We start from the raw sequence: 20,580 nt of genomic DNA, 5'->3' as shown, positions 1-20,580 counted from the left end.
GGTCCTGTAGGAGTGAGCTTGCTCGCGATAACGTTTCGTCAGCAAAAGGATCAGGGGCTGACACACCGTCATCGCGAGCAAGCTCACTCCTACAAGGGATTGCGGAGGTTGTGCTGGCGCAACGCCCATTCCACATGCTCGCGCACCATCTCCGACGGGTAATCCAGCCGTGCCTTCAACGCCTCGATCACCGGGATACTCGACGGCGCATTCCCCAGCCCCACCGCCAGATTCCTCAACCACCGCTCATAACCCGCCCGCCGCAAGGGCGAGCCTTCGGTGTTGCTGAGAAAAGTCGATTCATCCCACAAGAACAGCGTGGTCAGCTCCGCATTGTCCAGACCGTGACGCGGCTTGAAGTCGTTCTGATCGGTTGGCCGGGCGAAGCGGTTCCACGGACAGACGATCTGGCAGTCATCGCAGCCGAACACCCGGTTGCCGATCAACGGCCGCAAATCTTCCGGAATCGCCGTTTTCAGCTCGATGGTCAGGTAGGAAATACAACGCCGGGCGTCCAGCACGTAGGGGCCGACGAAAGCATTGGTCGGGCAGATGTCGAGGCACGCGCTGCACCGGCCGCAGTGTTCGGTAGCGTGGGGGGCATCGACCGGCAGGGCCAGGTCGACAAACAACTCGCTGAGGAAGAAATAACTGCCGGCCTTGCGATTGAGCACCAAGGTGTTCTTGCCGATCCAGCCCAGCCCCGCCTGTTCGGCGATGGCTTTTTCCAGCACCGGGGCGCTGTCGACGAATGCGCGAAAACCGAACGGGCCGATGGCCTGCTGAATGCGCTCGGCCAGTTGCTGCACGCGTTTGCGGATCAGCTTGTGGTAGTCGCGGCCCAAGGCGTAGCGCGACACGTAGGCTTTCTCGGGCTGATTCAGCAATTGCGCCATCTGCGTGTCGCCGGGCAGGTAGTCCATGCGCAGGGAAACAACTCGCAACGTTCCCGGCACCAATTCGTCGGGATGCGAACGTTTGCTGCCATGGGCTGCCATATAGTCCATCTCGCCGTGATACCCGGCTTCGAGCCAGCGCTCCAGATGCTGCTCATGTTCCGCCAGATCCAGCCCCGAGATGCCGACCTGCTGGAAACCCAGCTCGCGCCCCCAATCCTTGACCGATTGGGCAAGCTCGTCCAACTGGGCAGCATTCAAAGGCACAGCGTTTGTGGATGGATCTACAGTAATCGCGGACATGCAAGGAGGACACCGGGGCACAGGTGGGTATAATTCTGCCAGACATCGGAGCCCGAAGACGCATGTTGCACAGTAAACCTCCATTACCCGACGCGCTGTATGGCGCAGTCCAGGTGCGCGACCTCGACGCGCGCCTGATCGCAGCAGGTACGCCCGGCTTCGAATTGATGCAGCGCGCAGCCCATGCGGCATGGCGCGCGCTGCGTCGTCGCTGGCCTGATGTCGGTGACGTGACGGTGCTGGCAGGGCACGGCAATAACGCTGGCGATGGCTACCTGATCGCCGCGCTGGCCAAGCGGGCGGGTTGGCAGGTGCGGGTACTGGCCGTGGGCAATACCGCGGCCCTGACCGGCGACGCCGAGTCTGCTTATAAAGAGGCGCTGGCCGAAGGCGTCGATGTCCGGCCCTGGCAGCAACAGGCCCTGAGTGGTGTGCTTGTGGATGCGTTGCTGGGCACCGGACTCAAGGGCGACGTTCGCGCTCCTTACGCTGACGCCATCGAGGCGATCAACGCCAGCGGGCTGCCGGTGCTGGCGGTGGATGTCCCCTCGGGGCTGTGCGCCGACACAGGTCATATGCTGGGTAAAGCGGTGCGCGCTGACCTCACCGTGACATTTATCGGGCTCAAGATTGGCCTGTTCACCGGCGATGCGCCGGACCTGGTGGGCGAGCTTGTGTTCGACGATCTGCAGGCCGATCCGGCCATCGTCGCGCAGGTCCCGGTCGTCGTGAAACGGCTGGATACATTCAATCTGCCGCGCCTTGCGCCTCGCTCGCGTACCTCGCACAAGGGCATGTTCGGGCGCGCGCTGGTGATCGGTGGCGATTTGGGCTTCGGCGGTGCGGCGCTGCTGTCCACCGAAAGCGCGTTGCGCTGCGGCGCGGGCATGGTGACGCTGGCGACCCGGCCCGAGCACGTTTCGGCGGCGCTGGCGCGGTTTCCGGAAGTCATGAGTGCAGGCATCAGTTCGGCCAACCAGTTGATGGGGCTGATCGAGCCTGCAACGGTGCTGGTGGTCGGCCCTGGACTGGGCCAGGCGGCCTGGGGGCGCAGCCTGCTGTCTGCGGCAGCGAACGCCGAGCGCCCGCAGGTGTGGGACGCCGATGCGCTGAATCAACTAGCGGCGGGGTCGGTCAGCCTGCCCGAAGGTTGCGTGATTACACCGCACCCGGGCGAGGCGGCGCGGCTGCTGGGCGTCAGCACCCGAGAAATTCAGGCTGATCGCCCGGCGGCGGCGAAAGCCCTGGCTAAAAAATTTGATGCCGTATGCGTCTTGAAAGGTAGTGGCAGTTTGATTTCAAGCCCGAGCGGCGAGCTGGCGTTGGCCGACCACGGACACCCGGCGATGGCCACGGGTGGGCTGGGGGACGTGCTGGCCGGAGTCATCGGCGCCCTGATGGCGCAAGGCATGCCGGCATTCGAGGCTGCCTGCCTGGCCGTGTGGCTGCACGCGCTGGCGGGCGAGAAATGTGGTTCTGACGGACGCGGTCTGGCTGCCGCTGATCTGATTCCTGTGATTCGCAAGCTTCTGGAGGAGCAACAACCGTGTCTGAGTTAACCCTGCACCTGGTGGGTGAAGAGGCGATGACGAACTTTGGTGCACGGATTGCCCAAGTGACTGAAAGCAGTGGGATTATTTTTCTCGAAGGGGATCTGGGGGCGGGCAAGACGACCCTGTCACGGGGCATCATCCGGGGCCTGGGGCACACCGGCGCGGTCAAAAGCCCGACTTTCACCCTCGTGGAACCTTACGATATTGGGAGAAATCGCGCGTATCACTTTGATCTTTACCGACTTGTTGATCCAGAAGAGCTAGAATTCCTCGGCATACGCGATTACTTCGAAGGAGAAGCGCTGTGCCTGATCGAGTGGCCGAATCTGGGTACAGGCTTTTTGCCAAAGCCTGACCTGATCATTACCATTAGGCCGCACGCTGATGGTCGAGCGCTGACACTGAGCCCGGAAAGCTCGCGTGGGCAAGCGTGGTGTGCCGCTTTGGCTTTGGAATTCAAATAGATATGGGGTTAGGTATGCGCATGCGCGCGCTGGTTACTGTGGTAGGACTGTTGCTGACGACACTGGCTGTCGATGCGTTGGCCGCTACACAGGTACGAAGTGTCCGCTTGTGGCGCGCTCCGGATAACACCCGCCTGGTGTTCGACCTGTCCGGGCCGGTTCAGCACAGCGTCTTCACGCTGCAGTCCCCGGACCGCCTGGTGATCGACATCAATGGCGCGACCCTGGGCGGTTCGCTGAATATCGGCACCGCCAACACGCCGATTACCGCCATGCGCTCGGCCCAGCGCACCCCTGACGACCTGCGTGTGGTCATCGACCTGAAGAAGGCCGTGACCCCGAAGAGCTTCACCCTGGCGCCGAACGCACAGTATGGCAACCGTCTGGTGGTCGACCTGTACGACAACCCGGCCGACGCCAACCCGACGCCAACCGTGGCCGATACCCCGGCAACCGTCGCCCCGGCCACGCCTGCGGTGCCGGTCAGCCCGTCCAAGCCTGAAATCAAGTTGCCGCCTGTGCCTAACGGCAAGCGCGACATCGTGGTGGTGGTCGATGCCGGTCACGGCGGCGAAGACCCCGGCGCTTCGGGTGGCCGTGGCCAGAAAGAAAAGAACGTGGTGCTGTCCATCGCCAAGGAGCTGCAGCGCCAGATCAACGCCGAGAAGGGCTATCGCGCAGAGTTGACCCGCACCGGCGACTACTTCATTCCGCTGCGTAAACGCACCGAGATTGCCCGCGCCAAGGGCGCCGACCTGTTCGTTTCCATTCACGCCGACGCCGCGCCTTCATCGGCTGCCTTCGGTGCATCGGTGTTCGCCCTGTCTGAACGCGGCGCGACGTCTGAAACCGCGCGCTGGCTGGCCGACAGTGAAAACCGCTCCGACTTGATCGGTGGTGCGGGCGCCGTGAGCCTGGACGACAAGGACCGCATGCTCGCGGGCGTGTTGCTCGACCTGTCCATGACCGCATCGCTGACGTCCAGCCTCAACGTCGGGCAGAAGGTCCTGAGCAACATTGGCCGTGTGACTTCGCTGCACAAGTCCCGGGTCGAGCAGGCGGGCTTCATGGTGCTCAAGTCGCCGGACATCCCGTCGATCCTGGTCGAAACCGGGTTCATCTCCAACGCCGCCGAAGCCAACAAGCTTGAAGGTGCGAGCCATCAGCAGGCGCTTGCGCGTTCGATCACCGCTGGCGTGAAGCAGTTCTTCCAGCAGAACCCGCCGCAGGGCACTTACATTGCCTGGCTGCGCGACAACGGCAAGCTGGCCATGGGCCCGCGTGAGCACACCGTGCGCCCGGGCGAGTCCCTGAGCATGCTGTCGGCGCGCTATGACATGAGCATGGAGGCGTTGCGCAGCGCCAACAGGCTGAGCTCCGATGAGCTGAAAGTCGGCCAGCAATTGAAGATCCCGAGCGCGGAACTGGCGGGTGAGCCATGACCGACCTGCTGCTCGATGAGCAAGGCTTCGACGTTACTGTAGGCAGCGATACCCCAGCAGCACAGGCTGCGCGCATCCAGTTGCTCAGCCCACGGCTTGCCAACCAGATCGCCGCGGGCGAGGTGGTCGAGCGCCCTGCGTCGGTCATCAAGGAGCTGCTGGAAAACAGCCTGGACTCCGGCGCCCGGCGTATCGATGTCGACGTCGAGCAGGCAGGTATCAAGCTGTTGCGCGTGCGCGACGACGGCGGCGGTATCTCCCCCGACGACCTGCCGCTGGCCCTGGCGCGCCACGCCACCAGCAAGATCCGTGACCTGGAAGACCTCGAGCGGGTCATGAGCCTGGGATTTCGCGGTGAGGCGCTGGCATCGATCAGCTCCGTCGCCCGCCTGACCCTGACCTCGCGCACCCGTGACGCCGATCAGGCCTGGCAGGTGGAAACCGAAGGCCGCGACATGGCCGCCCGCGTGCAGCCTGCTGCGCATCCTGTGGGCACCTCGGTGGAAGTGCGCGACCTGTTCTTCAATACCCCGGCCCGGCGCAAGTTCCTCAAGGCCGAGAAGACCGAATTCGATCACCTGCAGGAAGTCATCAAGCGCATGGCCCTGGCGCGTTTCGACGTGGCCTTCCACCTGCGCCATAACGGCAAGACCATCCTCAGCCTGCACGAGGCCCGCGATGACGTGGCCCGTGCGCGGCGCGTCTCGGCTGTCTGCGGGCCGGGTTTTCTCGAACAGGCGCTGCCCATCGAGGTCGAGCGCAATGGCCTGAAACTCTGGGGCTGGGTCGGTTTGCCGACGTTCTCCCGCAGCCAGGCTGACTTGCAGTACTTCTTCGTCAACGGCCGTGCGGTGCGCGACAAACTGGTTGCCCACGCGGTCCGTCAGGCTTACCGCGACGTGCTGTTCAACGGTCGGCACCCGACGTTCGCCCTGTTCTTCGAGGTCGATCCGGCGGCAGTGGACGTCAACGTTCACCCGACCAAACACGAAGTGCGCTTCCGTGACGGGCGCATGGTGCATGACTTCCTTTATGGCACGCTGCACCGCGCGCTGGGTGATGTGCGCCCTGAAGATCAGGTGGCGGGCACCACCTCTGTTACCGCGCTGGTGCGCCCAACCGGGCCGGAAGCCGGCGAGTTCGGCCCGCAGGGCGAGATGCGCCTGGCCAACAACGTGCTGGAAACCCCGCAAGGCCCGGCCTGGAACCCTCCTGCCGGCTCCGCGCCGGGCAGCGGCAGCGGTTCGGGCTATCAATATCAGTACACGCCACGCCCTGCGTCGGTGTTGCCAGCGGAAGAAGCGCGGGCGGCCTACAGCACGTTCTTTGCCCCGCTGCCGGGCGCTCAGGCCAGTCCGGATGCGTCCGCTGGCGTTGCGCTGCCCGAGTCCCAGGGCGATATCCCGCCACTGGGTTATGCGCTGGCGCAGCTCAAAGGCATCTATATCCTTGCCGAAAACGCCCACGGGCTGGTGCTGGTGGACATGCATGCCGCCCACGAGCGGATCATGTACGAACGCCTGAAGATCGCCATGGCCAGCGAAGGGCTCTCCGGCCAGCCGCTGCTGGTGCCTGAGTCGATCGCCGTCAGCCAGCGCGAGGCCGATTGCGCCGAGGAGCACATGGCGACCTTCCAGCAACTGGGCTTCGAACTGCAGCGCCTGGGCCCTGAGAGCCTGGCGATCCGGCAGATTCCGGCATTGCTCAAACAGGCCGAAGCCAACCGGCTGGTGCACGATGTGCTGGCGGACCTGATGGAATACGGCACCAGCGACCGGGTGCAGGCGCACATGAACGAACTGCTCGGCACCATGGCCTGCCACGGCGCCGTGCGCGCCAACCGTCGCCTGGCCATCCCGGAAATGAACGGCCTGCTGCGCGACATGGAAAACACCGAGCGCAGCGGTCAATGCAACCACGGACGGCCGACCTGGACCCAACTGGGCCTGGACGATCTCGACAAACTGTTTCTGCGCGGTCGCTGATGAGTGCCTATCCTCCGGCCATCTTTCTGATGGGGCCGACCGCCGCTGGCAAGACCGATCTTGCAATCGAACTGACCAAGGTGCTGCCGTGCGAACTCATCAGTGTCGACTCGGCGCTGGTCTATCGTGGCATGGACATCGGCACCGCCAAGCCTTCAAAAGCGCTTCTGGACAAGTATCCGCATCGATTGATCGATATTCTCGACCCGTCGCAGAGCTATTCCGCCGCTGATTTTCGTACCGATGCCTTGCAGGCCATGGCCGAAATCACCGCCCGGGGGAAAATTCCCCTGCTGGTCGGTGGCACCATGTTGTATTTCAAGGCTCTATTGGAGGGCCTTGCCGACATGCCGGCCGCCGATCCACAGGTTCGGGCACAACTGGAAGCCGAAGCGGCCAGTCGTGGCTGGCAGGCATTGCACGATGAATTGGCGAGTATCGACCCGGTGTCGGCGGCGCGGATTCATCCCAACGATCCACAGCGGTTGGTGCGGGCACTGGAAGTTTATCGGGTCAGCGGAATGAGCATGACCGCGCATCGCGAGCAACAAAGTGCGCAAAGTGCTCAAGCTGGCGGTTCGGGGCGGCATCAATTGCCCTATACTGTCGCAAATCTTGCGATTGCTCCGGCAGATCGCAAGGTATTGCATGACCGGATCGCACTGCGTTTCGGGCAAATGCTCGATGAAGGATTCGTTGAAGAAGTCGTAGCGTTACGTTCGAGGGGTGACCTGCACTCGAATTTGCCGTCTATCAGAGCTGTAGGGTATCGCCAGGTCTGGGACTACCTTGACGGCAACCTGACCCGCGACGAGATGCGCGAACGCGGCATCATCGCCACGCGCCAGTTGGCCAAGAGGCAGTTCACCTGGCTGCGAAGCTGGGAAGATTTACACTGGTTGGACAGCCTGGCTTGCGACAATCTGCCACGCACCTTGAAATACCTGGGATCGGCCTCCATATTGAGCTGAGTCCTTGCAATAGCCGTCTATCCTTGGGGGGTAACGGCCCAAGCCAATGTTTTCGAATTTATTCTATTGATCCTTAAAGGAGTGCGGCACATGTCAAAAGGGCATTCGCTACAAGACCCTTACCTGAATACTTTGCGTAAAGAGAAGGTCGGGGTTTCGATCTATCTGGTAAACGGTATCAAACTGCAAGGCACGATCGAGTCGTTCGACCAGTTCGTCATTTTGCTGAAGAACACTGTCAGCCAAATGGTTTACAAGCACGCTATCTCTACCGTCGTTCCAGTTCGTCCAATTCGCCTGCCTAGCGCTTCCGAATCCGAACAGGGTGATGCTGAGCCAGGTAACGCCTGATAGGAGTCTGCCTTGTTCTTTGAGCGCCACGGTGGTGGTGAGCGGGCAATCCTCGTTCATTTGGATGGCCAGGACCCTGAGGCGCGCGAAGATCCGCAGGAGTTCCGGGAACTGGCTGTTTCGGCGGGTGCCGATATCGTCGCGTTCATCAACGTGCCACGACATCGGCCAACGGCCAAATATCTGGTAGGCAGTGGCAAGGTCGAGGAATTGCGCGATCTGGTCCAGGCCGAAAAAACCGATATCGTCATCTTCAATCACATCCTTACGCCCAGTCAGGAACGTAACCTCGAGCGTGTGTTCGAGTGTCGCGTGCTTGACCGTACGGGTCTGATTCTCGACATCTTCGCCCAGCGCGCCCGTACCCACGAGGGCAAGCTGCAGGTCGAACTGGCCCAGCTTGAACATATGAGCACGCGCCTGGTTCGCGGCTGGACTCACCTTGAGCGTCAGGGCGGTGGTATCGGCCTGCGCGGTCCGGGTGAAACCCAGCTCGAGACCGACCGGCGTCTGTTGCGGGTGCGCCTGCGCCAGATCAAGAGCCGTCTCGAGAAGGTCCGCAGCCAGCGTGACCAGGCCCGCCGTGGCCGCTCGCGCGCGGACATCCCGACCGTTTCGATCGTTGGCTACACCAACGCCGGCAAATCGACGCTGTTCAATGCGGTGACCGATTCCGACGTCTACGCTGCTGACCAACTGTTCGCCACCCTTGACCCGACCCTGCGCCGTCTTGAACTCAACGACCTGGGGCCGATCGTGCTGGCCGATACGGTGGGATTCATCCGCCATCTGCCGCACAAGCTGGTCGAGGCCTTTCGGGCTACGCTCGAAGAGTCGAGCAACTCGGACCTGTTGCTGCATGTGATCGACGCTCACGAGCCCGACCGCATGGAGCAGATTGAGCAGGTAATGGCGGTACTGGGCGAGATCGGTGCCCAGGACTTGCCGATGCTCGAGGTCTATAACAAACTCGATTTGCTCGAGGGGGTCGAGCCTCAGATCCAGCGCGATGCCGATGGCAAGCCGCAAAGGGTCTGGGTTTCCGCTCGTGACGGTCGTGGCCTGGACTTGCTCAAGCAAGCCATCGCCGAATTGTTGGGCAACGATCTGTTCGTTGGCACCCTGTGCCTGTCGCAACGCTTCGCAAGGCTTCGCGCCCAGTTCTTCCAGCTGGGAGCGGTGCAGAGCGAGGAGCATGACGAGGAAGGCCAGAGCCTGTTGGCTGTAAGGCTACCCCGAGTTGAATTCAATCGCCTGGTGAGTCGCGAAGGACTGCAGCCGCTGGAATTCATCGAGCAACACACTTTGCAATAAAAGCCTGAAAAAGCGGTTGTGCTGCTTTGACAGGCATTCTGTAGCATTGGTCGGCGCGCCGCGGGCGCGTCTTTGCTTTATCAGATGGAGAGCGCTATGGCTTGGAATGAGCCGGGTGGCAACTCGAACAATCAGGATCCCTGGGGCGGCAAGCGCAAGGGCGGCGACCGCAAGGGGCCACCGGATCTCGACGAGGCCTTCCGAAAGCTGCAGGAAAGCCTGAATGGGTTGTTCGGTGGTGGCAAGAAACGCAGTGGTGATGGCAGCGGCAGTGGCGGCGGTTCGGGCAAGGGCGGCGGTTTCGGCCTGCTCGGCATCGGCCTGGTCGCGCTGCTCGCAATCTGGCTTTACAACGCCATTTATGTGGTCGACGAGCAGGAACAGGCGGTTATCCTGCGCTTCGGCAAGTACTACGAAACAGTGGGTTCGGGTCTGAACATCTATTTCCCGCCATTCGATCGCAAGTACCTCGAGAACGTGACGCGCGAGCGTGCGTACAGCAAGCAGGGCCAGATGCTCACCGAAGACGAGAACATCGTCGAGGTGCCGTTGACAGTGCAATACCGAATCACCAACCTGCAGGATTTCGTGCTGAACGTCGATCAGCCTGAAGTCAGCCTGCAGCATGCAACCGAAAGTGCCCTGCGCCACGTGGTCGGTTCGACCGCCATGGACCAGGTGCTGACCGAAGGTCGCGAGTTGATGGCCAGCGAAATCAAGGAGCGCCTCCAGCGTTTCCTCGATACCTATCGCACCGGTATCACCGTGACCCAGGTGAACGTACAGAGCGCTGCGGCGCCCCGTGAAGTTCAGGAAGCCTTCGATGACGTGATTCGTGCCCGTGAAGACGAGCAGCGTTCGCGCAACCAGGCCGAGACCTACGCCAACGGTGTGATTCCGGAAGCCCGTGGTCAGGCCCAGCGCATCGTCGAGGACGCCAACGGTTACCGCGATGAAGTCGTCTCCCGTGCCAAGGGTGAGGCAGACCGCTTCACCAAGCTGGTGGCCGAGTATCGCAAGGCGCCGGAGGTCACGCGTGAGCGTCTGTACCTGGACACCATGCAGGAAGTCTTCAGCAATACCAGCAAGGTGCTCGTGACCGGCGACAAGGGTCAGAACAACCTGCTTTACCTGCCATTGGACAAAATGATCGAAAGCAGCCGCAGTGGTTCGGCCTCGTCGGGCAATGGAGGTGCGACGGTGATCGCAGATCCGGGTTCCCGGGCCGCCGATACGCAACAGCAACGTGAAACGCGCACCAGGGAGACTCGCTGATGAGCAATAAATCTCTGGTCGCCCTGATCGTCTGTGCCGTACTGGCCGTGGTCGCGTGGAACAGCTTCTATATCGTCTCGCAGACCGAGCGGGCGGTATTGCTGCAATTTGGTCGTGTGGTCCAGGCGGATGTCGCGCCAGGCCTGCATGTGAAGGTTCCTTACGTGAACCAGGTTCGCAAGTTCGATGGTCGCCTGTTGACCCTGGACGCGCCGACCCAGCGTTTCCTGACGCTGGAAAAGAAAGCGGTCATGGTCGATGCCTACGCCAAGTGGCGCGTGAAGGACGCAGAGCGTTTCTACACCGCGACATCGGGCCTGAAGCAGATCGCTGACGAGCGCCTGTCCCGCCGCCTGGAGTCCGGGCTGCGTGACCAGTTCGGCAAGCGCACCCTGCACGAAGCCGTGTCGGGTGAGCGCGATGCGTTGATGGCTGACATCACCGCTTCCCTGAACCGCATGGCCGAGAAGGAACTGGGCATCGAAGTCATCGACGTCCGCGTCAAGGCCATCGACCTGCCCAAGGAAGTGAACCGCAGCGTGTTCGAGCGCATGAGCACCGAGCGTGAGCGTGAAGCTCGCGAGCACCGCGCCAAGGGTAACGAGCTGGCCGAAGGCATCCGTGCCGACGCCGATCGTCAACGCCGCGTGTTGCTGGCCGAAGCCTATCGTGAGTCCGAGGAAGCCCGTGGTGACGGTGATGCACAAGCCGCCGCCATCTATTCCAAGGCCTACGGTCAGGATCAGGAGTTCTACGCGTTCTACCGCAGCCTGCGTGCCTACCGCGAAAGTTTCGCGAACAAGAGCGACGTGATGGTGCTGGATCCGGGCAGCGAGTTTTTCCGCTACCTGGAGAAAGCCAAACCGTAATCGCGCACGGTAATTGATGGCCCCGCCGGGCGGCAAAACTGTCCGGCGGGGTGATCCTGCGCCAAAACGTGTGTATGATGCGGCAGCCGGGAAATTCCCGGCTTTTTTGCGTCTACACGATTGATTGGCCGTGGCGTGTTTCGTGCGCGGCAGTTTTTTCGAGGACAGTGTTCGCAAAGCTGCGAGACAGAAGGCTCAGGCGCAAACGCCCTGAAAACGACGTCCGCAGGGCACTGTCTGCTTCACTCAAGGCCCGCCCGAGGGTTGGCCGCCCGGATCATAGGGGAAAGGCGTAATGGCAACGGTTGACCGCTGGCTGCTGCCGGATGGCATCGAGGAAGTACTGCCGCCGGAAGCTGCGCGCATAGAAGTGGCGCGTCGTCAGGTGTTGGATCTGTTTCAGAGCTGGGGCTACGAGTTCGTCGTCACCCCGCACATCGAATACCTCGAATCACTGCTCACAGGTGCTGGCCAGGATCTGGATCTGCGCACCTTCAAGGTGGTCGACCCGCAGTCGGGCCGGCAGATGGGTTTCCGTGCGGACATCACCCCGCAGGTCGCCCGGATCGACGCGCACACCCTGCGCCGCGAAGGCCCGAGCCGCCTGTGCTACGCCGGTAGCGTCCTGCATGCGCAGCCTCGTGCCCTGTCGTCCTCGCGCAGCCCGATCCAGTTGGGTGCCGAGTTGTACGGCGACGCCAGCCCAAGCAGCGATGTCGAAGTCATCAGCCTGATGCTGGCTATGCTTCAACTGTCGGACGTGCCTGATGTCCATATGGACCTGGGCCATGTCGGTATCTACCGTGGCCTGGCCCGTGCGGCCGGTCTGTCGGGCGAAGTCGAGCAGCAGCTGTTCGATGCCCTGCAGCGCAAGGCCATCGACGAAGTCGTGACCTTGACCGAAAACCTGCCAGCGGATCTGGCCGCCATGCTGCGTGCATTGGTCGATCTGTGCGGTGGTCGTGAAGTGCTCGCCGCTGCCCGTGACCGTCTGGCCAAGGCGCCGGCACCGGTCATCGAGGCACTGGACGATCTGCTGGAAATCGCAGAGCGTCTGTCGGCTCGCTTCCCGGATCTGCCGCTGTACTTCGACTTGGGCGAGCTGCGTGGTTATCACTACCACACCGGCGTGGTGTTCGCGGTATTCGTTCCGGGCGTTGGCCAGTCCATCGCCCAGGGCGGTCGTTACGATGATATCGGTGCCGACTTCGGTCGTGCGCGTCCGGCAACGGGCTTCTCCACCGATCTCAAGACCCTGGTCACGCTAGGGCAGGCACAGATCGAGCTACCGTCTGGCGGTATCTGGATGCCTGACAGCACCGATGCGGCACTCTGGCAGAAAGTCTGCCAGCTGCGCAGCGAAGGTGAGCGCGTGGTCCAGGCGTTGCCGGGCCAGGAGGTCTGCGCAGCGAAAGAAGCCGACTGTGATCGGCAATTGATTCAGCATGGCGAGCTTTGGCAGGTAATGCCGCTGGCCTCTTGAGTTTTCCAGTCGGCTGCAGCCGGCACCAAGTTTGCGTGAATGAGGACAAGTGTTATGGGTAAGAATGTCGTAGTCCTGGGCACCCAGTGGGGTGATGAGGGCAAAGGCAAGATCGTTGATCTGCTGACCGAACATGCTACCGCGGTAGTTCGCTATCAAGGCGGCCACAACGCCGGTCACACCCTGGTGATCGATGGCGAGAAAACCGTCCTGCACCTGATTCCGTCCGGTGTCCTGCGCGAAGGCGTGCAGTGCCTGATCGGTAACGGTGTGGTCGTGGCGCCTGACGCACTCATGCGTGAAATCACCAAGCTGGAAGAGAAGGGCATTCCTGTGCGCGAGCGTCTGCGCATCAGCCCGTCCTGCCCGCTGATCCTGTCGTACCATGTGGCGCTGGACCAGGCCCGTGAAAAGGCCCGTGGCGAGCAGAAGATCGGCACCACCGGTCGCGGCATCGGCCCGGCCTACGAAGACAAGGTTGCACGCCGTGGCCTGCGCATCGGTGACCTGTTCCACCGCGAGCGTTTCGCCGCCAAGCTGGGCGAGCTGCTGGACTACCACAACTTCGTGCTGGTCAATTACTACAAAGAGCCTGCAATCGATTTCCAGAAGACTCTGGACGAGTGCATGGAATACGCCGAGCAGCTCAAGCCGATGATGCTGGACGTCACCGCTGCGCTGCATGAAATGCGTCGTGCCGGCAAAGACATCATGTTCGAAGGTGCTCAGGGTTCGCTGCTGGACATCGACCACGGTACCTACCCGTACGTCACCAGCTCCAACACCACTGCTGGCGGCATCGCCACCGGTTCCGGCGTTGGCCCGATGTTCATCGACTACATCCTGGGCATCACCAAGGCCTACACCACTCGCGTCGGTTCCGGTCCGTTCCCGACCGAACTGTTCGACGACGTCGGTGCTTTCCTGGCCAAGCGTGGCCACGAGTTCGGTGCGACCACCGGCCGTGCCCGCCGTTGCGGCTGGTTCGATGCCGTCATCCTGCGTCGCGCCATCGACGTCAACAGCATCTCGGGCATCTGCCTGACCAAGCTGGACGTACTGGACGGTCTTGAAACCATCAACATCTGCGTGGGTTACAAGAACGAAAACGGTGCCGTGATCGAAGCTCCGACCGACGCCGACAGCTACATCGGCCTGGAGCCGGTGTACGAGCAAGTGCCAGGCTGGAGCGAATCGACCCTGGGCGCCAAGACCCTGGAAGAGCTGCCAGCCAACGCCCGCGCTTATATCAAGCGTCTGGAAGAACTGGTCGGCGCACCGATCGACATTATTTCGACGGGCCCGGATCGCAACGAAACCATCGTTCTGCGTCACCCGTTCGGTTGATAAGTCGTTGATGCACAAACAAAGGGTCGCTCAGGCGGCCCTTTGTTTTGCCTGCAATATCCCTCTTTCGATTACGGCACAACACTTGCTGTAAATACCGCCAGAAAAGACGCCATCATTTTAGTGGCGCTTGCGCTGGGGGATCTCCTGTGTCTGCCGTTCTTTCGCTTTTTCGCAGCCGCTTGCTGCGCCCCGTATTCATTGCCCTTGGCATTGCCCTTTTGGTGCAGGTGCTGGTTGCGCTCGCCCTGACCCGGAGCACGGTCACGGCGCTGGAGTCCGATCTCGCCGCGCGCCTGGGTGTAGATTCGCAACACTTGTCCGGGGAGCTTGAGCAGGCAAGCCGCGACGTAACATCCAGTCTGGACAGCCTTTCGCAGAATACCCGCCAGCGCTTGAGCGCAGGGCTCTCTACGCGCCTGAAGGACGAGCAGAAGCAACTGCGTGCGACGCTTGAGAAGGATCTGAAGGATTCGGCAACAGACATGGCAGAGCTTCTTGCAGCGGTCGCGCCTCGCGCCATGTGGGACAACGATACGCCGACGCTTTCCGAGTTCGCCCGCCGCGCCCAGCGCAATCCCAACGTGCTGTTCGTGGTGTACGACGACGCCCAGGGCGAACACCTGACCCGCTACCTGAACCGCGACAGCGAGGCGATCAAGTCGCTGCTGGCCAAGGGCGATGGCGAGCGTGCCATGGACAAGGTGCTCAATGCTGCGCAGAAAGACCCGCAGGTGTACTACGTCGAGGCGTCCATCAGCCCCAATGGCGTCGAGATCGGCAAGGTGCGCATGGGCGTTTCCACGGCCTCGGTCGAGACTGACCTGGCGGCGCTGGACAAACGCTTCACGGCGCTGATCGGCAGTGGCGAGCAACTGGTGTCTGAGAGCCTGGGTGGTGCTGCGGCGGAGAGTTCCGGCGCGCTGCGTGCGCGGCTGCAAACGGCGCAAGGCTCGGCCACGGCGATGGCGACCAATACCCGTTCAGCGGTTCAGGAAGCGGCAGAGGCTTTGCGCCTGAAAATAGGCGTGGGCCTGGCGCTGGTCGGACTTGGCGTGTTGATCGTGCTGGCGGTGGTATTGGGGCGCCGTGTCGTGCTGCGTATCCAGTTACTCAACCGTGCGCTGGATGATCTGGCGGCGGGAGAGGGCGACCTGACCAAGCGGGTCAAGCTCAACAGCAACGACGAGATCGGTGACATGGCGGCTGCCGTAAATCGGTTCGTCGACAAGTTGCAGCCCATCGTGCGTGAGGCCGGGGATGTGGCGCAGCAGACGGGCGTCGAGATCGGTGCGATGAGCAAGCGCAACGCCGGGGCCGATGCTGCAGCCGAACTGCAGCGCGATGAGGTAGCGGCGAGTTTGCAGGCGCTGTCGCACATGGCCGACGAGGCGCAGGCTGAAAGCAAGGCGATGCAGGCGGCCTTGCAGCAAGTGGTGGATATCCGCCAGGCAACCGATGAAAACACCCGCACCTCCGCGCAGGTGGGCAATCTGATCGAGGCGCTGGCCGGACAGGTCGAAACCGGATCGCAGGTGATCGAGCGCCTTGCGCAGCAGAGCGAACAAATCGAGGTGGTGCTGGAAGTGATTCATGGCATTGCCGAACAGACCAACCTGCTGGCCCTCAACGCGGCGATCGAAGCGGCGCGGGCGGGCGAAACCGGTCGCGGCTTTGCTGTGGTGGCGGATGAAGTGCGGGCGCTGGCCAGCAAGACGCAAAGCTCGACCGGTGACATTCAGGAACACATCGCGAAATTGCAGTCAGGCGCGAAAGAGGCCGTGGCCACCATCGGGCTGGCCGGGCGTCAGGCCAAGGAAGGGTTGGCCGTATTGCGCGACAGCGCGCGCCTGCAGCAAAGCGTGCAGACATCGGTCGAGCAGGTGCATGCGGCGATAGGCCTGGCGACGCGTGCGGCCGAGCAGCAGGCGCAGGGTGCGCAAGCGGTGCGTGGGCGTGTCGAGGTTATTCATGCGCAGGCAGAGAAGGCCGCGCAGGCGGTGGTAGAGACGACGGCCAGTGGCAAGGCGCTGGACAAACTGGCGGCGCAGCTCAAGGCGAGCCTGGGGCAGTTCCGCGCATAGACCCGTAGCAGCACGGCTTGCCGGCGGGGGCGGCGTGTCAGCCAACATCGCTGGCGCTGACACACCGCTCCCGCCGGCAAGCCGTGCTGCTACGTAAAGTAGGTGAGATTTTCCAACCCCCAGAAAGCACAAAACCGAGCACTTGGCTCGGTTTCGTTTTTGTTTGGTGCCCAGGAGAAGACTCGAACTTCCACGACCGTAAGGTCACCAGCACCTGAAGCTGGCGTGTCTACCAATTTCACCACCTGGGCATGGCGCTGATTTAATTAGATTTTTCGTTTTAATGCAACATAAATTTGAGAAAAATTAGCGCGAGATGGATTTTTTGCAGGATGCGCCCAAAAGGAGGCGGGCGAGAAGGGCGGTCGCTGTTCGCAATCGCGCAAGTCGGGGAATGGACTAGGCTGGGAGATGGTTCTGCTGCGGGTTTTTTCAAACCCCGGAAAGCACAAAACCGAGCACTTGGCTCGGTTTCGTTGAATTGGTGCCCAGAAGAAGACTCGAACTTCCACGACCGTAAGGTCACCAGCACCTGAAGCTGGCGTGTCTACCAATTTCACCATCTGGGCAATTCGTTGATTTCATTCGACTATTTGTTTAAAAAGCCGCTTGATTTCAACTACAACGTGGCGTGTGCCGTCGTTGTGGGGCGCATCTTACGGATGGGAATCGGGGCTGTAAACCCCCGAAGTGAAATTTTTTTTGAAATAGCGAAAAGACTCAGCAAACGCTGCCTTCGCGTTTCAATCGGGTATATGCCAAACTAATTGCATACAGATAAGGTGAACTCATTCTAATGGCCGATTGGCAGTCCCTCGATCCCGAGGCCGCTCGTGAAGCGGAAAAATACGAAAACCCCATCCCAAGCCGCGAACTGATCCTGGCGCACCTCTCCGAGCGCGGATCACCCGCAGCCCGTGAAGAGCTGGTCGCAGAGTTCGGCCTGACCACCGAAGATCAGATTGAGGCCCTGCGCCGGCGCCTGCGCGCCATGGAGCGCGATGGCCAACTGATCTACACCCGCCGCGGCACCTACGCGCCGGTGGACAAGCTCGACCTGATCCTGGGCCGCATCAGCGGTCACCGCGACGGCTTCGGCTTCCTGGTCCCGGACGACGGTTCGGACGACCTGTTCATGAGCCCGGCGCAGATGCGCCTGGTGTTCGATGGCGACCGTGCCCTGGCACGGGTTTCGGGCCTTGATCGTCGTGGCCGTCGCGAAGGCGTGATCGTCGAGGTCATCTCCCGCGCCCACGAAACCATCGTCGGTCGCTACTTCGAGGAGCAGGGCATCGGTTTCGTCGTCGCCGACAACCCGAAGATCCAGCAGGAAGTGCTGGTCACGCCGGGCCGCAACGCCAACGCCAAGATCGGCCAGTTCGTCGAGGTGAAGATCACTCACTGGCCGACGCCGCGCTTCCAGCCTCAGGGCGACGTGGTCGAAGTCGTGGGCAACTACATGGCGCCGGGCATGGAAATCGATGTCGCGCTGCGTACCTACGACATCCCTCACGTCTGGCCTGAAGCGGTGCTCAAGGAAGCCGCCAAGCTCAAGCCTGAAGTGCAGGAGAAGGACAAGGAACACCGCATCGACCTGCGCCACCTGCCGTTCGTCACCATCGACGGCGAAGACGCCCGCGACTTCGACGACGCGGTGTACTGCGAAGCCAAACCGGGCAAGCTGCGCCTGTTCTCCGGTGGCTGGAAGCTGTACGTGGCCATTGCCGACGTCTCCAGCTACGTGAAGATCGGCTCGGCGCTGGATGCCGAATCCCAGGTGCGCGGCAACTCCGTGTACTTCCCGGAGCGCGTGGTGCCGATGCTGCCCGAGCAGTTGTCCAACGGCCTGTGCTCGCTCAATCCGCTGGTCGACCGTCTGGCGATGGTCTGCGAGATGACCATCTCCAAGACCGGCGAAATGACCGACTACGTGTTCTACGAGGCGGTGATCCATTCCCATGCACGCCTGACCTACAACAAGGTCAGCACGATGCTGGAGCACCCGAAAACCGCCGAGGCCAAGCAACTGCGCAGCCAGTACGGCGAAGTCGTGCCGGACCTCAAGCAGCTCTATGCGTTGTACAAGGTCCTGCTGGGCGCCCGTCATGCCCGCGGCGCGATCGATTTCGAGACCCAGGAAACCCGGATCATCTTCGGTTCCGAGCGCAAGATCGCCGAAATTCGGCCGACCACCCGCAACGACGCTCACAAGCTGATCGAAGAATGCATGCTGGCGGCGAACGTGGCCACCGCGCAATTCCTCAAGAAACACGAGATTCCTGCGCTGTACCGCGTCCACGACGGCCCGCCGCCGGAGCGCCTGGAAAAACTGCGTGCCTTCCTCGGTGAGCTGGGCCTTTCCCTGCACAAGGGCAAGGACGGTCCGTCGCCGAAGGACTACCAGGCGCTGCTGGAAAACATCAAGGACCGTCCGGATTACCACCTGATCCAGACCGTCATGCTGCGCTCGCTGAGCCAGGCGGTTTACACCTCCGACAACAACGGCCACTTCGGCCTGAATTACGAGGCGTACACCCACTTCACCTCGCCGATTCGCCGCTACCCGGACCTGCTGACCCATCGGGCCATTCGCAGCGTCATTCACTCGAAGCAGGACACCCCGCACGTTCGTCGTGCTGGTGGTTCGACCATCCCGAAAGCTCGGATCTACCCGTACGACGTGGCGGCGCTGGAGCAGTTGGGCGAACAGTGCTCGATGAGCGAACGCCGTGCCGACGAGGCCACGCGCGACGTGACCAACTGGCTCAAGTGCGAGTTCATGAAGGATCGCGTGGGCGAGTCGTTCCCGGGCGTGATCACGGCTGTGACCGGCTTTGGTCTGTTCGTCGAGCTGACTGACATCTACGTCGAAGGCCTGGTGCACGTCACCGCGCTGCCGGGCGACTATTACCATTTCGACCCGGTTCATCACCGTCTGGCGGGCGAGCGCACCGGTCGCAGCTTCCGTCTGGGTGACACCGTCGAAGTGCGGGTCATGCGCGTCGATCTCGACGAGCGCAAGATCGACTTCGAAATGTCCGACAAGGCCGCTGTTTCGCCGACGACCCGCAAGCGCAAGGCCGCAGAGCCTGCGCCTGTCGAGAAGGCTGCGGAAAAGACCAGCTCCTCTCGCCCGAGCCGTCGTGCCGCCAAGGAGCCTGTGGTCGAGGCCTATCGCCCAAGCGATGCGGCAGCCAAGAACGCCGAAGTGCGCAAGAGCCGCGAGATGAAAAAAGCCCTGCTGGCTGAAGCGAAGGGTGGTAGCAAGGCGTCGTCGGGAAAGCCGTCCCGGAGTGACTCCGCTCCTGCCGGCAAGTCGGCAAAACCGAGTAAACACCGTAAAGGCCCGCCAAAATCGGGCTCGGCTCCGGCTGCCAAGAGCGGCGGGGCGCGTAAACCTAAGGCGAAGTCATGAGTCAGCTGGAAAAAATCTACGGCGTTCACGCGGTAGAAGCGTTGTTGCGTCATCACCCCAAGCGGGTCAAGCAGATCTGGCTGGCTGAAGGCCGCAGCGACCCGCGCGTTCAGGTGTTGATCGATCTGGCGGCGCAGAACCGTGTGTCGGTTGGGCAGGCCGAGCGCCGTGAGATGGACGCCTGGGTTGAAGGTGTTCACCAGGGCGTGGTGGCGGATGTCAGCCCAAGCCAGGTCTGGGGCGAGGCGATGCTCGACGAGCTGCTGGACCGTACCGAAGGCCCGCCGCTGATTCTGGTGCTGGACGGCGTGACCGACCCGCACAACCTCGGCGCCTGCCTGCGTACTGCCGATGCGGCCGGTGCGCTGGCGGTGATCGTGCCCAAGGACAAGTCCGCGACCCTGACTCCGACCGTGCGTAAAGTGGCGTGCGGCGCGGCGGAAGTGATTCCGCTGGTGGCCGTGACCAACCTGGCGCGCACCCTGGAAAAACTCCAGCAGCGCGGCCTGTGGATCGTCGGCACGGCGGGCGAGGCCGAACAGGAACTGTATCAACAGGACCTGACCGGGCCGACCATCATGATCATGGGCGCCGAAGGCAAAGGCATGCGCCGCCTGACCCGCGAGCACTGCGACTACCTGGTGCGCTTGCCGATGGCCGGTAGCGTCAGCAGCCTGAACGTGTCCGTGGCGACCGGTGTCTGCCTGTTCGAAGCGATGCGCCAGCGCAGCGCCAAGGCTGCTGCCAGGAAAGCTTGATCCCGCACCATCCGTAGCAGCACGGCTTGCCGGCGGGGGCGATTTCACAGACGCCCCCGCCGGCAAGCCG

At 62.2% G+C, this 20,580-nt stretch carries 15 protein-coding genes and 2 tRNA genes; 14 read left to right on the top strand and 3 right to left on the bottom strand.

Going from position 1 to position 20,580, the window contains the following annotated elements:
• Positions 1 to 89 precede the first annotated feature (89 nt).
• On the bottom strand, positions 90 to 1,199 hold the full coding sequence (gene queG, locus NPS29_RS07385) for a tRNA epoxyqueuosine(34) reductase QueG (RefSeq protein ID WP_274131687.1): 1,110 nt from the start codon (positions 1,197 to 1,199) through the stop codon (positions 90 to 92).
• A 62-nt stretch (positions 1,200 to 1,261) separates the two neighbouring features.
• Here queG and NPS29_RS07380 point away from each other — a divergent pair, with 62 nt between their 5' ends.
• The 12 genes from NPS29_RS07380 (at position 1,262) to NPS29_RS07325 (ending at position 16,337) form a co-directional block, all read left to right on the top strand.
• Positions 1,262 to 2,758 carry an NAD(P)H-hydrate dehydratase gene (locus NPS29_RS07380; RefSeq protein ID WP_274131686.1) on the top strand — a complete coding sequence of 499 codons (1,497 nt, stop codon included), beginning with the start codon at positions 1,262 to 1,264 and terminating at the stop codon, positions 2,756 to 2,758.
• Positions 2,746 to 3,216: a tRNA (adenosine(37)-N6)-threonylcarbamoyltransferase complex ATPase subunit type 1 TsaE gene (tsaE, locus tag NPS29_RS07375; protein ID WP_274131685.1), complete on the top strand. Its 471-nt coding sequence runs from the start codon at positions 2,746 to 2,748 to the stop codon at positions 3,214 to 3,216. Before NPS29_RS07380 ends, tsaE begins: the two co-directional genes overlap by 13 nt.
• A 2-nt stretch (positions 3,217 to 3,218) precedes the next feature.
• A complete protein-coding gene (locus NPS29_RS07370) occupies positions 3,219 to 4,658 on the top strand; it encodes an N-acetylmuramoyl-L-alanine amidase (RefSeq protein WP_274131684.1) in 1,440 nt (479 codons plus the stop codon).
• A complete protein-coding gene (gene mutL / locus NPS29_RS07365) occupies positions 4,655 to 6,643 on the top strand; it encodes a DNA mismatch repair endonuclease MutL (RefSeq protein ID WP_274131683.1) in 1,989 nt (662 codons plus the stop codon). Before NPS29_RS07370 ends, mutL begins: the two co-directional genes overlap by 4 nt.
• Positions 6,643 to 7,614 carry a tRNA (adenosine(37)-N6)-dimethylallyltransferase MiaA gene (gene miaA, locus NPS29_RS07360; protein WP_274131682.1) on the top strand — a complete coding sequence of 324 codons (972 nt, stop codon included), beginning with the start codon at positions 6,643 to 6,645 and terminating at the stop codon, positions 7,612 to 7,614. Before mutL ends, miaA begins: the two co-directional genes overlap by 1 nt.
• Positions 7,615 to 7,704: 90 nt before the next feature.
• Complete coding sequence (hfq, locus tag NPS29_RS07355) at positions 7,705 to 7,965, top strand: RNA chaperone Hfq (RefSeq protein WP_007921378.1); 261 nt, start codon at positions 7,705 to 7,707, stop codon at positions 7,963 to 7,965.
• Between the two features lie 12 nt (positions 7,966 to 7,977).
• Positions 7,978 to 9,279 carry a ribosome rescue GTPase HflX gene (hflX, locus tag NPS29_RS07350; RefSeq protein ID WP_274131679.1) on the top strand — a complete coding sequence of 434 codons (1,302 nt, stop codon included), beginning with the start codon at positions 7,978 to 7,980 and terminating at the stop codon, positions 9,277 to 9,279.
• 96 nt (positions 9,280 to 9,375) lie between these two features.
• On the top strand, positions 9,376 to 10,554 hold the full coding sequence (gene hflK / locus NPS29_RS07345) for an FtsH protease activity modulator HflK (RefSeq protein ID WP_274131678.1): 1,179 nt from the start codon (positions 9,376 to 9,378) through the stop codon (positions 10,552 to 10,554).
• Entirely contained in the window at positions 10,554 to 11,423 is an 870-nt protein-coding gene (gene hflC / locus NPS29_RS07340) for a protease modulator HflC (protein ID WP_274131677.1), read from the top strand. The genes hflK and hflC overlap by 1 nt, the downstream gene beginning before the upstream one ends.
• Before the next feature lie 295 nt (positions 11,424 to 11,718).
• Entirely contained in the window at positions 11,719 to 12,906 is a 1,188-nt protein-coding gene (locus tag NPS29_RS07335; RefSeq protein WP_274131675.1) for an ATP phosphoribosyltransferase regulatory subunit, read from the top strand.
• 54 nt (positions 12,907 to 12,960) lie between these two features.
• On the top strand, positions 12,961 to 14,253 hold the full coding sequence (locus NPS29_RS07330; protein ID WP_274131674.1) for an adenylosuccinate synthase: 1,293 nt from the start codon (positions 12,961 to 12,963) through the stop codon (positions 14,251 to 14,253).
• A 149-nt stretch (positions 14,254 to 14,402) separates the two neighbouring features.
• The gene (locus NPS29_RS07325; protein ID WP_274131673.1) at positions 14,403 to 16,337 is read left to right on the top strand and encodes a methyl-accepting chemotaxis protein; all 1,935 of its coding nucleotides are present in this window, start codon (positions 14,403 to 14,405) and stop codon (positions 16,335 to 16,337) included.
• Between the two features lie 164 nt (positions 16,338 to 16,501).
• On the opposite strand, the gene NPS29_RS07320 is transcribed toward NPS29_RS07325, so the two are convergent.
• Positions 16,502 to 16,588: transfer RNA gene (locus NPS29_RS07320), tRNA-Leu, on the bottom strand.
• Between the two features lie 231 nt (positions 16,589 to 16,819).
• A tRNA-Leu gene (locus NPS29_RS07315) sits at positions 16,820 to 16,906 on the bottom strand.
• Between the two features lie 227 nt (positions 16,907 to 17,133).
• Here NPS29_RS07315 and rnr point away from each other — a divergent pair.
• Complete coding sequence (gene rnr / locus NPS29_RS07310; protein WP_274131672.1) at positions 17,134 to 19,752, top strand: ribonuclease R; 2,619 nt, start codon at positions 17,134 to 17,136, stop codon at positions 19,750 to 19,752.
• Positions 19,749 to 20,510, top strand: a complete 762-nt coding sequence (rlmB, locus tag NPS29_RS07305; protein WP_274131671.1) for a 23S rRNA (guanosine(2251)-2'-O)-methyltransferase RlmB — start codon at positions 19,749 to 19,751, stop codon at positions 20,508 to 20,510. The genes rnr and rlmB overlap by 4 nt, the downstream gene beginning before the upstream one ends.
• The last annotated feature ends 70 nt before the right edge of the window (positions 20,511 to 20,580 follow it).

The organism is Pseudomonas putida (assembly GCF_028682175.1).
GTDB classification, from domain to species: Bacteria; Pseudomonadota; Gammaproteobacteria; order Pseudomonadales; family Pseudomonadaceae; genus Aquipseudomonas; species Aquipseudomonas putida_AD.
This window is presented reverse-complemented; position numbering and strand designations above follow the sequence as displayed.

Excerpts from the sequence above, each read along its gene's own strand:
- NPS29_RS07370 (WP_274131684.1), top strand. The coding sequence starts at position 3,219 with ATGGGGTTAGGTATGCGCATGCGCGCGCTGGTTACTGTGGTAGGACTG.
- NPS29_RS07330 (WP_274131674.1), top strand. The coding sequence starts at position 12,961 with ATGGGTAAGAATGTCGTAGTCCTGGGCACCCAGTGGGGTGATGAGGGC.
- rlmB (WP_274131671.1), top strand. The coding sequence starts at position 19,749 with ATGAGTCAGCTGGAAAAAATCTACGGCGTTCACGCGGTAGAAGCGTTG.
- hfq (WP_007921378.1), top strand. The coding sequence starts at position 7,705 with ATGTCAAAAGGGCATTCGCTACAAGACCCTTACCTGAATACTTTGCGT.
- hflK (WP_274131678.1), top strand. The coding sequence starts at position 9,376 with ATGGCTTGGAATGAGCCGGGTGGCAACTCGAACAATCAGGATCCCTGG.
- hflC (WP_274131677.1), top strand. The coding sequence starts at position 10,554 with ATGAGCAATAAATCTCTGGTCGCCCTGATCGTCTGTGCCGTACTGGCC.
- NPS29_RS07380 (WP_274131686.1), top strand. The coding sequence starts at position 1,262 with ATGTTGCACAGTAAACCTCCATTACCCGACGCGCTGTATGGCGCAGTC.
- queG (WP_274131687.1), bottom strand. The coding sequence starts at position 1,199 with ATGTCCGCGATTACTGTAGATCCATCCACAAACGCTGTGCCTTTGAAT.
- miaA (WP_274131682.1), top strand. The coding sequence starts at position 6,643 with ATGAGTGCCTATCCTCCGGCCATCTTTCTGATGGGGCCGACCGCCGCT.
- mutL (WP_274131683.1), top strand. The coding sequence starts at position 4,655 with ATGACCGACCTGCTGCTCGATGAGCAAGGCTTCGACGTTACTGTAGGC.
- rnr (WP_274131672.1), top strand. The coding sequence starts at position 17,134 with ATGGCCGATTGGCAGTCCCTCGATCCCGAGGCCGCTCGTGAAGCGGAA.
- NPS29_RS07335 (WP_274131675.1), top strand. The coding sequence starts at position 11,719 with ATGGCAACGGTTGACCGCTGGCTGCTGCCGGATGGCATCGAGGAAGTA.